Origin of the sequence: Enterococcus sp. MSG3290 (assembly GCF_050555565.1) — a bacterium.
Taxonomy (GTDB): Bacteria; Bacillota; Bacilli; order Lactobacillales; family Enterococcaceae; genus Enterococcus_B; species Enterococcus_B faecium.
Genome location: NZ_CP187862.1, coordinates 389,420 through 404,131 on the forward strand (window position 1 = coordinate 389,420; position 14,712 = coordinate 404,131).

A 14,712-nucleotide genomic window follows, 5' to 3' on the forward strand; every position below is an offset into this window, starting at 1 on the left:
TTTTGCTATGCTATACTAGATGTAAAAAATAGGAGAAATAAAATGAGGGAAATTTATTCTTTTGAATCAAAAATCTATGCTTCCGAAGTCGGCAAGGGCGGGGCATATATTATTTTTCCGTATGATATAAGAAAAGAATTCGGTGCTGGAAGAGTTAAAGTCCAAGCAACTTTTGACAATGTGCCGTATGAAGGCAGTATCGTGAATATGGGCGTGAAAAATCCAGATGGTTCAGTCTGCTACATCCTTGGACTACGAAAAGATATTCGTAAAAACATCGGAAAAGAAATCGGTGATATTGTAGCAGTTACAGTGAAGCAAAAATAAAAGAGGTTGTGACAAAAGACGTGTCACAACCTCTTGATAAACGGTGTTCAAAAGCCAGTTTCTCGGTAGTAAGTCAAATTTATGCAAAAATGTGGAAACCCATGTTTACAAAATTTTTCTTACTACTCGAAACGAAGCGGCTTTATCACAACCTCTTGATAAACGGCGTTCAATCAGCTGTCCCTCGGTATTAGCTCAAAAACGGCAAAATATGAGAAGCTATTTTTCCATTTTTTTCTCTCATACTCAGGTCATAACGCTGATTTCACAACCTCTTCTTTCATAATGGTTTTTCACCATCTTTATAATAAACTGGTTCTTTGATATGGAAATCTATTTTTTCCAACCAATCTAAAATCTTGTAACCTAACTCTTCTGACATCGGAAAAGAGGCATTGATTTGTGCATTGGAGATATGGTCAACATGGATACCGGAAGTGATCGTACAACTTCCCGGAACGGCAGTTTTGATGATCACAGCTATTTTTTCGGCTAAGACATCGTCTTTATGGAACCGACCATCGTGGCTAGGGAAACGTACAGTTTGCATCTCTGTATCACGAGAAAATGTAGTGACTGTTCCGATATGTGGTGTATCTCCGCCTGTTAAAGTGATCAATAAGTCTTTACCGATTACTTTAACAGCAGCTTGGATCGTGAAACCTAGTTTGGTTACTTCAACTATCGTTTCTTTTTCCATATTAATCACCTTGCCAACGTTTTGAGTGCTCATTTACAATCCCAAATTGATCCAAAAGTTTCATTGTATGGTGATCAACAAGATCTTGGATCGTTTGAGGCTGATTATAAAAAGCAGGGATCGGTGGTATGATTTGCACACCTAGTCGTGCTAATTTAGTCAAGTTTTCCAAGTGAATGGCATTTAATGGCGTTTCACGAGGAACAATGACTAACTTTCGTTGCTCCTTCATTGTTACATCAGCAGCACGTGCAATAAGATTGTCGCCTAAACCAACAGAGATACCTGCGACTGTTTTCATACTTGCCGGTACGATGATCATTCCATCGGTCAAAAATGATCCGCTGGCGACAGCAGCACCTAAATCTTTGTTTGAATAATGGTAATCAAACAGGCTTTCGAATTCATTTAGTGATAAGTCGGATTCCAGCTTTAAGTTCTGTTTTGCCCATGGACTGATGATTCCGTGTGTTTCTACCATCGGATATTCTTTTAGTTTCTTCACTAGGTTGATGGCATAAATGGTGCCTGAAGCGCCACTTACACCAATCACGATTTTTTTCTTCTGTTGTGCCAATTGTTCCATTTTCCGCACTCCTTTTTATGATGTCAAAACAGTTGCAGATCATTCATTATTTCAAATATTTTTCCCAATCTTTTACTTCTTGGAATTTTGCACGTACAAAATGTTCTTTCATATCGAAAGGAACTGTACCGTCAAAGATAGTTTTTGCACTCATCCCACGGAAACGAATAGAGCCAGGATTATATTCTGGTAATTCTGATGGGTCCAATGGATGGTTCCTCATTCCTGGGATCACGATGATATCTTTATCTCCTTGGAAGCGAGTGTTGAAAGTCCAAACTACATCGTTCATGTCGAAAATATCAACATCTTCATCGACTAAAATGACTGTCTTCAATTCTTTGAAGGCTGATAAAGCAAGAATAGCTGCTTGACGCTGAATACCTTCATCCGCTTCGTTTTCTTTACGGATTTGCATGATGGTCATCAATTTACCACCACCTGCAGGAGGATTGTAGACATTTACTACTTTTCCTGGAATAGCTTTATCGACCAAGGCAAGAATACTTGCTTCTGTAGGAATACCGGCCATAGATACGTGTTCTTCACTGGGACCAATCGTTGTTTGCATGATTGGATTGTCTTTTCGGTGAGTAACTGCTTTGACTTTCACTACTTGTACAGCTGGATTAGCATCCCCAGTATAGCCAGGAAATTCTGGCATTGCTTTTCCTGAGTTCGTGTTGATATCTTCTTGCATTGTTTCATTTGGCATGATTTCTGCTTCAATGATGAATTCAGCACGAGCAATACCCACTTCATCGACTGCTATACCATCAACGATTTGAATAGGTTCGTTACGCAAAGCTCCTGCACACCATAGTTCGTTGTAGCCAAGTGGAGTGGTAGGTGGTTCGAAAGTCGTGCCAATGGCAATTGCTGGATCTAAACCAATATTGATAGTGATAGGCATTGGTTTATTCAAGGCTTCGAATTGTTTTTGGAAGTGACCAATGTGGCGCCCACCAGGCATGATGTACATACCGATCGTATCTTTATCTTCTAGAACCATACGATGGATCGTTACATCGCTCATTGTTTTTTCTGGATCTGATCCTAAGACTACACCCATTGTGATGTATGGACCAGCATCTTCAGGAGTATTTGTAGGTGCAGGCAAAATGTTGCGAATATCGAAGTCTGCATCGGTAGATAGATGAACGACTTCTTGTGCTGGAGCGTCTGCTTTGTCTACTTTCACAGGTTTGATTGGATTTTCTACAGCGTCTTTCAAGAAACGACCAAGTGTTCGATAATCATGGTGCAAAATTTCACCTACACGTTTACGACTGGCCATTGTTCCGATGTTCACACGTGTGCCGGGGAAACCTTTGATATTGTTGAAAGTCATAGCTGGTCCTTCTTGAGTCGGACGTTTTACTGTACCGCCAGCACCGATATAACGGTAAACACCAGATAATTCTGCTTCAGGATCGATTTCAATATCTGTTTCGTGATATTGACCTGGAAGTGTTTTTAGTTCTTCGATGACTTTTCTTAAATCATACGGTTGATCTGTCATGAGAGATTCCTCCTTAGTTGTCTTTACCTATCTATAGTAAAAGGTGAAAAAGAGGAAAACAATTCAACTTGTTCGGTAAAGTATTCTACAATGGAATGGATGCGTTTTTTTGATAATAGAATAAACTATGATATACTTATCACTAAAAGAAAGCGTATACTTAAAATTAACAGAAGGAAAGTGAAAAAATGGAGGAGTCATTTCCTAAAGCAGTAAAAGTGGAAAATATAGCGAATATTTTGAAAGTTACATTTGAAAACGGAGAAGTAAAATACGTGAAATCTCATTGGACAGAAGAGATAACCGATGCCTTGCAATTTGGAAAAAAAGGAAGAGGAAAAAGAAAAAATCTTCTCGCACTTTCTCGTAATATGTGGATTGGGACTGAAGTAACGATTGAAGCAGATGGAACAGTATTCATAAATGGAAAAGACAGGTATACGCCAGAAGAGTTGTGGTACAAAGGAAAGAAAAGTATACCAGAATTATAAAAAATAATTAAAAAAAAACAGCGCGAAACAAGGAACATATTACTTCCTCGTTTCTTGCTGTTTTCTACTATTTCAGCGCTCTTATGACTCAAATCTAAATGTGGTTGTCACAACCTTATTCTGCACGCAAAGCGATAGCGGCGTCTTTTTTCGCTGCCATTCGTGCAGGAAGATGACCGCCAAGCATCGTCAATATAGTAGAGACGATCACTAGAATAATCGCATGGACAGGATTTAGTTGAGCAACATTTTTTAGATCCGTCATGTTGTATAAGATGCTATTGATAGGGAATGTAGCTAGCCATGCAATAAACACACCTAATATCCCAGAAGAAATACCTAAAATACACGTTTCTGCGTCAAATACGCGAGTGATGTCTTTTTTACGTGCACCTAAAGCTTTTAGTACACCGATTTCTTTTGTCCGTTCAATCACAGATGTATAAGTAATGATACTGATCATGATCATACTTGTTACTAAAGAGATCCCTGCAAAAGCAATAAGGACATAAGTGATAGCATCCATCAATCCGCCAGTCAGTTCAGTCATCGTTCCAGCTAAATCAGTATAAATGATTTTATCTTCATCTGATTTGCCTTTATTGTAATCATCTAGATAATCCAAGATCTTTTCTTTGTCTTCAAAATTGTTCGGATAAATCATGATACTTGAAGGCAAGCTGTCTCCACCTAAATAACTAAGCAATGTTTGTTTGGCATTTTCGTCAACTTTTTCAGTAGTTAAGACATTTACATCACTGTCTCTTTGAGCTTTGACGATTTCTGATTCTTTGTTTTCGTTGACGATTTGAGTCGTTAATTGATCGCTATAAGCGATTCCTGGAGATAAGAGATTCATTGTAGAAGAAGATTTCACGCGTAGGATCCCCGAGATCTTCAATTCATCAGAAGCATTCTGATACATCGCATCATAATCTGTATTAGGGATAAAATTCCCAGTTGGAAGTTTTGTATAGTAAGTATTGTTGTTTACTAATTTGAATGTTGTACCAACGATATCATCAAAATCAAGTTTTTCGTCTTCTTTCACATCAAATCCAAGATTCTTCAATGCGTTGATATTAGTATTATTATTGCCGTCTACGATCAGCACGACATCTGTTGCTGAGGCTGGATAACTTCCGGCAAGTAAAGAATAATTGTCTTTTAAAAAGTTTTCTTTGCTAGTGTCAAGCTGTGTAGGGAAACTTGACACTCCCACACCTGTCATTGCTGACATCGTACTAGATAAAGAAAGAGATTCCGTATCAGGATTTTGATTCGAGAAGCTGACAGGCTGTACTTTGCCATTTACATCACGTAAAAGATTGATTCCTGTAGTACGGGTAAATCCGATATTATTACTTAAGTTAGGATCGATGTCTGTTACGTAATCGACGTATGTTTGATCAATCTTATTCGTGTGCTGTGCTTTATCTTCTTCGCTGACTTTTGCAGTAATCGTTTTGCTGTCTGGATAATCCGCTTTGCTTGCACCCAATCCGGCATCGTCACGAGTCTGGTTAGTCGTTACCTTAGAAATAGTAATCGGAAATTTCGCCATCGTTTCAGCTTGCGTGTTATCGATTTGTTTTTGGAATCCAGAAGAAAGGGACAGAACGATCGCGATTCCGATGATCCCAATACTGGAAGCAAAGGAGGTCAAGAAAGTACGTCCTTTTTTTGTTCGGATATTGTTGAAGGAAAGCTTCAACGCTGTCCAAAAACTCATCTTTGTTCTGCGTAAGTTAAATTGATCATCTTTTGGTCGTTCGATGTGAGGATGGGAATCTGTTAAGATCTTACCATCAGAAAATTCAATGATCCGATCTGCGTATTGATGGGCCAATTCAGGATTATGTGTGACCATGATCACTAATTTTTCTTTCGATAACTCTTGGATCAATTCCATGATCTGGATACTTGTTTCTGTATCTAACGCTCCGGTTGGTTCATCGCACAAAAGGATATCTGGGTCATTGGCTAGTGCTCGAGCGATGGCCACTCGCTGCATTTGTCCACCAGATAACTGATTTGGCTTTTTATGCATATGATCTGTCAAGCCGACCCGGTGCAATGCATCTTCTGCCCGTTTTCGTTTTTCGTCTTTAGAAACACCACTTAATGTCATCCCAAGTTCAACGTTTTCAATAATGCCTAGATGACCAATCAAGTTGTAACTTTGAAAAATGAAACCGATAGAGTTGTTTCGGTAGGCATCCCAGTCACTGTCCTTAAAGTCTTTAGTAGACTTTCCGTTGATTACCATATCACCGGAATCATAATTATCTAGTCCACCAATCACATTCAGCATAGTCGTTTTACCAGAACCACTAGGACCTAAAATCGCTACGAATTCTTTTTGTCTGAAAGCGACAGACACACCATCCAATGCTTTGGTGGTGGTTTCGCCGACTTTATAATATTTTTTTATATCTTTTAATTGAAGCATAATCACCCTTCTCCCGTATTGAAATATTCGGTATACTAATAAGTATATCAGAACAATGATCGTAGTATACGAAATAAATGTTAACTGAAGATGAACTACAAGAAAAAATCTAGAAATTTTTCAAAAAACAGAGGGAGATCAATGAATCGTATTTTAGTAGTAGAAGATGATCCGCAATTACAGTTGCTTTACCGTTCTGTGTTGGAACGAGCGGGCTTTTCAGTCATCACCGCACTGAATGGAGAGGATGCGCTGAAAAAACTAGAAGCGACACATATAGAATTGATCATTACAGATGTCATGATGCCTGAAATGGATGGCTATGACTTGGTAGGATCATTACGTAACGCCAGATTCGACATGCCAGTTCTGATGATTACAGCAAAGGCTGATTTCGAGGACAAGAAACGTGGGTTCAAATTAGGTGCAGATGACTATATGACAAAACCCATCGATGTCAATGAAATGATCCTGCGTGTGGAAGCATTGCTTCGACGTTCAAAAATCAATTACAGCAGTATCTTGACGATTGGGCAAACAAAATTAGAGCTGGATACTTATACTGTGGTACAAAATCAGCATTCTTTTATTCTGCCTCAAAAAGAATTTCTGCTTCTGTATAAATTACTGTCTTATCCAAACAAGATTTTCACTCGCCAGCAGTTGATGGACGATATTTGGGGATTAGACACGAATACAGAAGAACGAACGATCGATGTACATATCAAACGTTTAAGGACCCGTTTTGAAAAGACAGAAGATTTTCAAATCATCACAGTACGGGGACTAGGCTATAAGGCGGTTATTTAAAGATGAAAAAGAAGCTATTTTCACAATTATGGATCTATTTTGCTAGTATCGTATTTATTTCGATCTTAGTAACACTGCTGTGTTTTCTTGGTTTTATTTTCTTATTGTCTCGACATTCTATCTCGCCTGCTGAATCGGCTGGAAAACCAACGTTATACCCGTTATTCGTCTTTGCGGGGTTCAGTATGGTCGTGGGTACAGGAATATCGATTTTTGTTGGGCGGCGTATCCTGCATCCAATCAGTGCGCTAGGGACAAATATGAGTCTGGTAGCAACGGGAGATTTTTCGATTCGAATGGATGAACAGCAGAAAGTAGCAGAAGTACAGCAACTGTATAAAGATTTCAATGTTATGGTCCAAGAACTCAATAGTATCGAAACATTGAGGAATGATTTTGTGTCCAGTGTATCCCATGAATTCAAAACACCATTAGCAACGATCCAAGGATATGTACAATTGTTACAAGCCCCAAATCTCTCTGACGAAGAACGCCAAATATTTTTATATCGGATTATCGAAAGTATCACGCAGCTTTCACAATTAACAGAGAACATCTTAAAATTGAACAAACTGGAAAACCAGCGTATCCAACTGGAAAAGAAAGAGTACCGATTAGATGAACAAATTCGAGAAGTAATCGTTTTTTTGCAGCCTAAATGGGAGAAAGAACAGCTAGAATTGGATATCGAACTTGCTGCAGTAAATTACACAGGCAATGAAGAGTTTTTGTACCAAGTGTGGTTGAATATCATGGATAACGCCATAAAGTACAATCAAATCAATGGACAGATTCATATCAAACTATTTGAGACAGCCACAGAGATTGTACTGGAAGTGACCGATTCAGGTGTAGGAATGAATGAAGAGACCAGAGATCGAATGTTTGAAAAATTTTATCAAGGAGATACAAGTCGTCAAATTTCTGGGAATGGGCTAGGACTTTCACTGGTTAAAAAAATTCTAGAACTGCATGATGGACGTATTGATTATAGTAGTATCGAAGGAGTAGGAACGACAGCAATGATACGGTTAAGTAAACAATAGGAAAAAGAATAAAACCCCTAAAAATTCTATTGAAGGTTTTTAGGGGTTTTTAGTCGTTTTTTTGTGATTAGGGAAATGTTCTTACGGTTCTTTTGGCATAAAAATCGCTGCTTTCTTATTGAACTACGAGAAATGTTAGAGGTGTCATTGAAACAAGGACATGATGCAAGAAAGAGAGCGAAAGTCATGAGTCGCTCTCTTTTTTGATGGATAGATAGAAAATGAAGGGCTTAGTTCTCTTCTTGTCTCAAATACTCCCAAAATGTGTCTGAAGCCAAAGAATGTTCACCGATTTTACGCGTAAATGCGAGATAACTTTCTTTTGTTGGAGAGATGGGGAGGATCACAGTATTTTCTTTTAACAGATTTTTGACTGTTTTTTCCATAACAATAGCAATCCCCATGTCATTTGCAATCATATTGATGATCAAGTCGATCCTTGATCCTTTATAAGAGATTCTCGGTTCAAATCCAGCTTCGCGACACAAGTCCAGCACAGGTTGATACAAGTTCGTAGTAGGGCCAAGAACCAAAAAATTCTCCTTTTTCAGTTCGCTTAGATCCAATTTCTTTTTACTAGCTAAAGGATGATTTTTAGGTAGAACTGCTACAAAATCGTCTGTTTCAGTAGGCAACCACTCAATCGAACTTGGTGGGGCCTGAAAGCTTCTGGCAAAGTGGATCGTATCACTATGTTCATTTGTATCGTCATAAGTCAGTTCGATACTTTCCACTTCTTTCAACTGGACCGTAAATTCAGGATGGCGTTTCAAAAACTCGGTGATTTTGGAAAAACCTTTATAATTGATCATTGTCGGTATCGTTAAGATATTTAATGAAAGATTGTTGTCTTTCGTATAGGTTTCAAGCACTTCTTGCATAGCATGGTATTGTTCTACGACATTTTTTACATATGGGAGCAATAAGCTTCCAGCTTCGGTCAATTCGATTTTTCTATGGGCGCGTTCGAATAATTTGACGTCTAATTCTGTTTCTAACGAAAGAATCTGTTTAGAAATGTTTCCTTGGGTGGTGAATTGTCGTTCAGCAGTTTTGGTGAAATTCATTGTTTCGGCTAAATCAAGAAAAACTTCAAATTTATGGATATCCATCATATTCCTCCTACTTATTCCAATAAAGAATACTTTAACACAAAAAATGAATTGGTGTAACCTACTCTGTCTGGTACAATCTTTCTTGCAGCGAAAGCAATAATTACAGAAATTTTTCTGATTTTTTTCGCTTCGTAGAAAAAGAGAGGAGTTTTTTGATGCCAACTGGAGTTTTGATCAATGTAGGTTCCGTTTTGCTTGGCGGACTAATTGGCGGATTAGTAGGAAATAAATTAAGCGAACACTTTAAAGCACAGCTGACGATGGTTTTTGGCGTGTGTTCGATGGGGATGGGGATCTATTCCATTGCGCCAATGAAAAATATGCCAGCTGTTATTTTTGCTTTGGTGGTAGGAACAGCGATTGGTCTGATTGTTCATTTAGGTAATGGGATAAACAAGGGTGCTGCGTTGATGCAAGTACCTATTTCTAAAATCTTCCCTAGCGAAAAGCTTGGTATGACCCACGATGAATTTATCAGCACATTAGTGACGGTCATTGTTTTATTTTGTGCAAGTGGTACGGGGATTTATGGAAGCTTAGATTCTGGGATGACTGGAGACAGTACGATTTTGATTTCTAAATCTGTCCTTGATTTTTTCACAGCAGCTATTTTTGCGTGTAATTTAGGGTATGTCGTTTCTGTGATAGCAATTCCCCAATTCATTATTTTTTATATTTTGTTCTTATTGGCAAAATTTATTTATCCATTGACTACACCAGACATGATCTTAGATTTTAAAGCTTGCGGCGGATTCTTGATGGTCGCTACCGGTTTTAGAATGATCAACGTGAAAATGTTCCCAGTAGCTGACATGATACCTGCAATGATCGTTATCATGCCACTGAGCTGGATGTGGACAAATTGGATTATGCCACTGTTATAATAAAAATCAAAGAGAAGCCATTTTTTTGCTGACTAAAAAGGATCAAATCTTTTAGTCAGTTTTTTTGTATTTGACAAACTGATTTTGAAACTATATTATATGTTGTATAATATAGATTGAAATAAAATATTACACTTGAGAATAGAAGGTGACGTAATGCACATCCAGATTCCAACTGTTCTTCTTGATGGTACTGTGCTAGCAGCATTAAGCAAGGAAGATATGTATGGGTATGCCTTAACAAAAATCGTACAAGAAAGTCTCTCTGTCAGTGAATCTACACTATATCCGGTTTTGAGAAGATTGAAAAAAGAAGGATATCTTGAGACCTATGATGAACCTTTTGAAGGCAGAAACCGTCGATATTACTCGTTGACACCAATGGGAAGTCGTCATTTAGAAGAAATTATTGATGAATGGATTGTTTTTCGAGATTCTTTAGACCGGTTATTGGAGGAGAGCACAAATGAATGAATATTTGAATGAAGTTGTGGATCATCTTCAAGAAATTCCTGAAGACGATCGTTTTGATTTGATCCAGTATTATGAGGAATATTTTTTAGATTCTGGAAAAACATTAGATCAGATCATTGATGAATATGGTACACCAAAGCAGTTTGCCTTAAAATTAAAAATCAGTTACTTTTCAGAAGAAGAACAAGCAGAAAACGAGTTAGTGAAAAATCCAAAAAGACAAATTCGCCTGATTTGGTTAATCATTATCGGTTTATTTGCTTCTCCTGTCCTCATTCCACTAGCACTGGGGTTTATATTGGTTATTGGGGGACTATTGGTTGCTTTACTAGCGCTCATTTTTAGTATCTATGTTTTATGTATCAGTATCTTAGGTGTTGGCCTATTCATGATCATCTCAGGAATAAGTGTGTTTGGACAATCGATTCTGAGTGGATTATTCTTTATCGGTGTCGGTCTGTTCGCCACAGGAAGCGCAGTATTTATTTCGCCACTGTTGCTGAAAGGAACAAAAGGGCTTTTTTATGTCATGATGAACTTTGTTAAATGGATGGGACGACGTTTTATTACAAAAAGAGATCTGCATTCAGCGGGCGTTTGAAGGAGGACACATAAATTGAGATTGAAACATTTTTTGATTACCGGTATTGGTCTGATGCTTACTGGTGGCCTCCTAGCAGGTGCAACTTATACATTAGGCGCTCAAAAAAGTCTGACTTGGGATAATGGTCCTCGGTTGATCGATATGGTTACTGAGACAAAAAAAATCAAGGATGCAAACAAAATCGTCATCCATGCAGAAAATCAAACAGTTTCGGTCATACGCGGATTGGATTTTGAGATAAAAACGACTTATGATAAGACAGAAAAGCCAGAAATAAAGGAGACAAATGGCGTGTTGACTGTGAATGCAGTCAAAAAATCAACAGGTGCAATCATTAGTTTAGAAGACACAAGTGCACAAATCACTATAGTTGTCCCTGCAGATCATGAATTATCTGAATTGACAATCGAAGGGAATAATAGTGCAATTGATATCAACGAAGTATCAATCAAAAAAGTGAATACTAAGACACATGATGGCTGGGTATCGTTCAATGAATTTACAGGAGGAACAATAACTGCGAAAGATGAATTAGGCTCACTTCGACTAGATGAGGCCAATGTGGATAACTTGATCGTCACAGGTGAAAACAGCAACTTCCATCTAGAAGACAGTTTGATCAGCAAAGAAGGAAAAGTCATCCTAAACGGTGGTAATTTATCTTTGCATGAGATGGAAAACAGTGGCTATACTATCCAAACGTCTGGTGAATCTTATATTGAAAAAGACTACCAGCCAATAACAAATACTTTGTTAGAACAAGGACAGAAAAAGCTAAAGATCACTGCTAAAGACACATCGATCAATATTACGACGGATCAAGAGGACAATGAAACAGATTGATCCTGTACTCAACTGGATATTTTAAGAAAAAACAGCAAAGATCCTTCCAATCTTTGCTGTTTTTCATCGCTTAACGCACATAACTATAGTAAAATAAGAAAGAAAATATCTAAAAAGAAAACAGGGTGAAAGAGTATATGAAGGTAGAAGAAGGTCAAAGAGAAAAGTTAAAGACAGAAATGGAAAGATTACATACTTATATCACTCAACTAAGCCAAACCTTCTATGATCCAGACAAAGAAAAAGTGATGGTTAATTACCCGAACAATTCAGAAGGTCGCCAATTAGAGCAAGTGTACCATGAAGTTTTCAAACATTTATTGACGGTGAAGAAAGAGCTGGATTATTATTCTTTACCGATTATCGATACAGGAATATTGAAGTATGATGGGAAGAAGGAACGATTTATCTTTAAATCTGTTCGGGAAGATTTGCCTCTTTCAGCAGGGATGGATCTAGAGGTCTTGGTAGAAGACTATTTTACAGAAGAAAAGCACTGGGTTCGAACAAAATTGGATTATTTACCGCAGGCAGCCGGAGGGACACAGGCAAGCGGTTGGTACATCACTGAAGACAAAGAGTTAGAACTAGAAGGTGTAATGGCGCGTATTCGAAAAAAAAATTAAAAAAGTAACATTAGATATTTATTGAAGGATAAAGGAGCGCAGGAAGTAGCATGAGAGAAAAAAGAGCATTTTATATCAATGGTTATGCAGGGATTGTCGGATTGGTCGTATTAGCTTTAGTTGGATTGTTTTTCTTCTATTTAGGCATGTGGCAAGCGAAAGTTTGGGCACTTTTTTTAAGTATTTTTCTTTGGTTGATCACGTTATTGTTGTTAAGTTCGGCAACTGTAGTCAGTCCTAATCAAGCAAAAGTAATTTTGTTTTTTGGACAATATTTAGGTACGATTCGAGAAAATGGCTTTTTCCTTACGATACCTTTGGCACAAAAAATGACTGTTTCGTTGAAAGTTCGGAATTTCAATAGTTCTGTTTTAAAAGTCAATGATTTGGATGGAAACCCCATCGAAATCTCAGCAGTAGTAGTCTTTAAAGTCGTTGATACAGCAAAGGCATTATTCGATGTAGCGTATTATCAAGATTTTGTAGAAATCCAAAGTGAGACAGCCATTCGGCATATCGCTAGCCAATACCCGTATGATACATTCAATGAGAATGATTTGACGCTTCGAGGAAACACGACGGCAGTGTCTGACGAGTTGCAAAAAGAGCTGCAAGAGCGTTTAGCAGTAGCAGGTGTCGAAGTAATCGAAACACGCTTGAACCATTTAGCCTATGCAACAGAAATCGCTAGTGCCATGCTCCAACGTCAACAAGCAAAAGCCATTTTGTCTGCTCGACAAACCATTGTTGAAGGAGCTGTCACAATCACTCAAATGGCCTTAGAGCAAATCGAAGATGGACAAGAAATCAATTTCACCGATGATCGGAAAGTCCAATTGATCAATAATTTACTTGTCTCAATCATTACAGACAAAGGAACGCAACCTGTTATCAATACAGGCGACATGAAAGACCGTAAGTGACATACTTTTTGTAAGATAGGAAGAAGGAGTTTAGGACGGATTATTGTCTTGAACTCTTTTTTTAGTTGTTTTAAAGAAAATGACAAAATTGAAAGAAGAATGATAGTTGATTCGAAGGCAGAATTGTTCGCTTTTTTCTATAATCAGTATATAAAGTAAGAGAGAAGGGGAAAAAGTGAAAAAACTTCTGATCGGTCTACTTGTTTTCATCGTTGTGGTACTTGCAGGGGTGAAAATCGCAGATTACGTAGTTATGGGTGGAGAAGAATACTATGTACAAATTACGACAGATGGTACAAAAACAGTTTCAAAGTCAGACTCTGGACAAGAAACAGTCAACTATAGATATATCCTGCCTGGCTATACGAAAGAGGGTAAGGAAAAAGAACTGGACTTCAAGGGACAATTGACTCGACCGCTTCGTAAAGGAGCATATTTAAAAATCACCTGGAACAAAAATAAAGGTGTCACTTCGTATGAAGAAGTCGAAAAAAAAGACGTGCCGAAAACAGCACTGGAAAAACTAATTAAAGGGTAGGGAAAGAAATGAACAAAATAGTCGAAGTACAGAATGTAACAAAAGTATACGGAAAAAACAATGAGAAAAAGACGCAAGCATTAAGCGGCATCAGCTTCGATGTAGAAAAAGGCGAATTTATTGGGATCATGGGCGCTTCTGGTTCTGGTAAATCGACACTTTTGAATATTTTATCCACATTAGATAAACCAACAGATGGGCATATCCGAATCAATCAAAAAGATGTGACCACATTAAAAGGAAATCAACTAGCAGATTTTCGTGCGAATGAGATTGGCTTTATTTTCCAAGATTTCAATTTATTAGAAAGCTTGACAGCACAAGAAAATATCGCTGTTCCTCTTTCTTTACAAGGCGTCAGACCAAAAGAAATCAAGCAACGTGTCCAAAAAATTGCAGAACGTTTATCCATCTCTCATATTTTGGAAAGCTATCCTTCTGAGATTTCCGGTGGACAAAAACAACGGGTCGCCGCCGCACGTGCATTGATCACACAACCAACGATTCTATTAGGGGATGAGCCTACAGGTGCGCTGGATTCCAAAAGTGCCCGGGATCTTTTAGATACGATGGACGAATTGAATACAAAAGATCATGTATCGATTCTTCTTGTGACGCATGATCCGTTTTCTGCAAGTTATTGCCAACGTATTTTATTCATCAAGGATGGCGGTATCCATCAAGAAGTGAAACGTGGAGATCAAAGCCGTGATTCCTTCTATCGAGAAATACTATCTATTCTTGGAAACTTGGAACAGTAGGGGGAGATTG

17 protein-coding genes are annotated in these 14,712 nt (G+C 38.0%); 12 read left to right on the plus strand and 5 right to left on the minus strand.

The annotated features are described in order from the left end of the window. The first annotated feature begins 42 nt into the window (after positions 1–42). Entirely contained in the window at positions 43–327 is a 285-nt protein-coding gene (locus IGL31_RS01810; RefSeq protein ID WP_002286335.1) for a DUF1905 domain-containing protein, read from the plus strand. A gap of 280 nt (positions 328–607) precedes the next feature. Here IGL31_RS01810 and IGL31_RS01815 read toward each other — a convergent pair whose 3' ends face one another. From IGL31_RS01815 to IGL31_RS01825, 3 genes are read right to left on the minus strand one after another with little or no spacing between them, the layout of a single operon-like run. Then, a complete protein-coding gene (locus IGL31_RS01815) occupies positions 608–1,027 on the minus strand; it encodes a hypothetical protein (RefSeq protein ID WP_002286333.1) in 420 nt (139 codons plus the stop codon). A gap of 1 nt (position 1,028) precedes the next feature. Next, positions 1,029–1,613 (minus strand): UbiX family flavin prenyltransferase, encoded by a 585-nt coding sequence (locus IGL31_RS01820; RefSeq protein ID WP_086299888.1) that lies wholly within the window; start codon positions 1,611–1,613, stop codon positions 1,029–1,031. 46 nt (positions 1,614–1,659) lie between these two features. Next, entirely contained in the window at positions 1,660–3,135 is a 1,476-nt protein-coding gene (locus IGL31_RS01825; RefSeq protein WP_002319200.1) for a UbiD family decarboxylase, read from the minus strand. A 188-nt stretch (positions 3,136–3,323) separates the two neighbouring features. Here IGL31_RS01825 and IGL31_RS01830 point away from each other — a divergent pair, with 188 nt between their 5' ends. After that, positions 3,324–3,626, plus strand: coding sequence for a hypothetical protein (locus IGL31_RS01830; protein ID WP_002286327.1), 303 nt, complete (start codon positions 3,324–3,326; stop codon positions 3,624–3,626). A gap of 115 nt (positions 3,627–3,741) precedes the next feature. Here IGL31_RS01830 and IGL31_RS01835 read toward each other — a convergent pair whose 3' ends face one another. After that, positions 3,742–6,078, minus strand: a complete 2,337-nt coding sequence (locus tag IGL31_RS01835) for an ATP-binding cassette domain-containing protein (RefSeq protein WP_002297413.1) — start codon at positions 6,076–6,078, stop codon at positions 3,742–3,744. 141 nt (positions 6,079–6,219) lie between these two features. Between IGL31_RS01835 and IGL31_RS01840 the strand changes: the two genes are divergently transcribed. Both IGL31_RS01840 and IGL31_RS01845 read left to right on the plus strand, forming a co-directional pair. Next, positions 6,220–6,888, plus strand: a complete 669-nt coding sequence (locus IGL31_RS01840) for a response regulator transcription factor (RefSeq protein WP_002297412.1) — start codon at positions 6,220–6,222, stop codon at positions 6,886–6,888. 2 nt (positions 6,889–6,890) lie between these two features. Then, the gene (locus IGL31_RS01845) at positions 6,891–7,934 is read left to right on the plus strand and encodes a HAMP domain-containing sensor histidine kinase (RefSeq protein ID WP_002294614.1); all 1,044 of its coding nucleotides are present in this window, start codon (positions 6,891–6,893) and stop codon (positions 7,932–7,934) included. Positions 7,935–8,164: 230 nt separating this feature from the next. On the opposite strand, the gene IGL31_RS01850 is transcribed toward IGL31_RS01845, so the two are convergent. Beyond that, a complete protein-coding gene (locus IGL31_RS01850) occupies positions 8,165–9,046 on the minus strand; it encodes a LysR family transcriptional regulator (RefSeq protein WP_086299887.1) in 882 nt (293 codons plus the stop codon). Between the two features lie 158 nt (positions 9,047–9,204). Between IGL31_RS01850 and IGL31_RS01855 the strand changes: the two genes are divergently transcribed. The 8 genes from IGL31_RS01855 (at position 9,205) to IGL31_RS01890 (ending at position 14,702) form a co-directional block, all read left to right on the plus strand. Next, on the plus strand, positions 9,205–9,933 hold the full coding sequence (locus tag IGL31_RS01855; protein ID WP_086299886.1) for a DUF554 domain-containing protein: 729 nt from the start codon (positions 9,205–9,207) through the stop codon (positions 9,931–9,933). 156 nt (positions 9,934–10,089) lie between these two features. After that, positions 10,090–10,407: a PadR family transcriptional regulator gene (locus tag IGL31_RS01860; RefSeq protein ID WP_002286315.1), complete on the plus strand. Its 318-nt coding sequence runs from the start codon at positions 10,090–10,092 to the stop codon at positions 10,405–10,407. Next, positions 10,400–11,008: a DUF1700 domain-containing protein gene (locus IGL31_RS01865; protein WP_002286313.1), complete on the plus strand. Its 609-nt coding sequence runs from the start codon at positions 10,400–10,402 to the stop codon at positions 11,006–11,008. Before IGL31_RS01860 ends, IGL31_RS01865 begins: the two co-directional genes overlap by 8 nt. Before the next feature lie 54 nt (positions 11,009–11,062). Further along, positions 11,063–11,854 carry a DUF4097 family beta strand repeat-containing protein gene (locus tag IGL31_RS01870; RefSeq protein WP_086299998.1) on the plus strand — a complete coding sequence of 264 codons (792 nt, stop codon included), beginning with the start codon at positions 11,063–11,065 and terminating at the stop codon, positions 11,852–11,854. Between the two features lie 137 nt (positions 11,855–11,991). Further along, complete coding sequence (locus IGL31_RS01875) at positions 11,992–12,480, plus strand: DUF5348 domain-containing protein (RefSeq protein WP_002286309.1); 489 nt, start codon at positions 11,992–11,994, stop codon at positions 12,478–12,480. Between the two features lie 50 nt (positions 12,481–12,530). Then, entirely contained in the window at positions 12,531–13,403 is an 873-nt protein-coding gene (locus IGL31_RS01880; RefSeq protein ID WP_002286307.1) for an SPFH domain-containing protein, read from the plus strand. 175 nt (positions 13,404–13,578) lie between these two features. Next, on the plus strand, positions 13,579–13,941 hold the full coding sequence (locus tag IGL31_RS01885; RefSeq protein WP_002286306.1) for a YxeA family protein: 363 nt from the start codon (positions 13,579–13,581) through the stop codon (positions 13,939–13,941). 8 nt (positions 13,942–13,949) lie between these two features. Beyond that, positions 13,950–14,702 carry an ABC transporter ATP-binding protein gene (locus IGL31_RS01890; RefSeq protein ID WP_002286304.1) on the plus strand — a complete coding sequence of 251 codons (753 nt, stop codon included), beginning with the start codon at positions 13,950–13,952 and terminating at the stop codon, positions 14,700–14,702. Positions 14,703–14,712 lie beyond the last annotated feature (10 nt).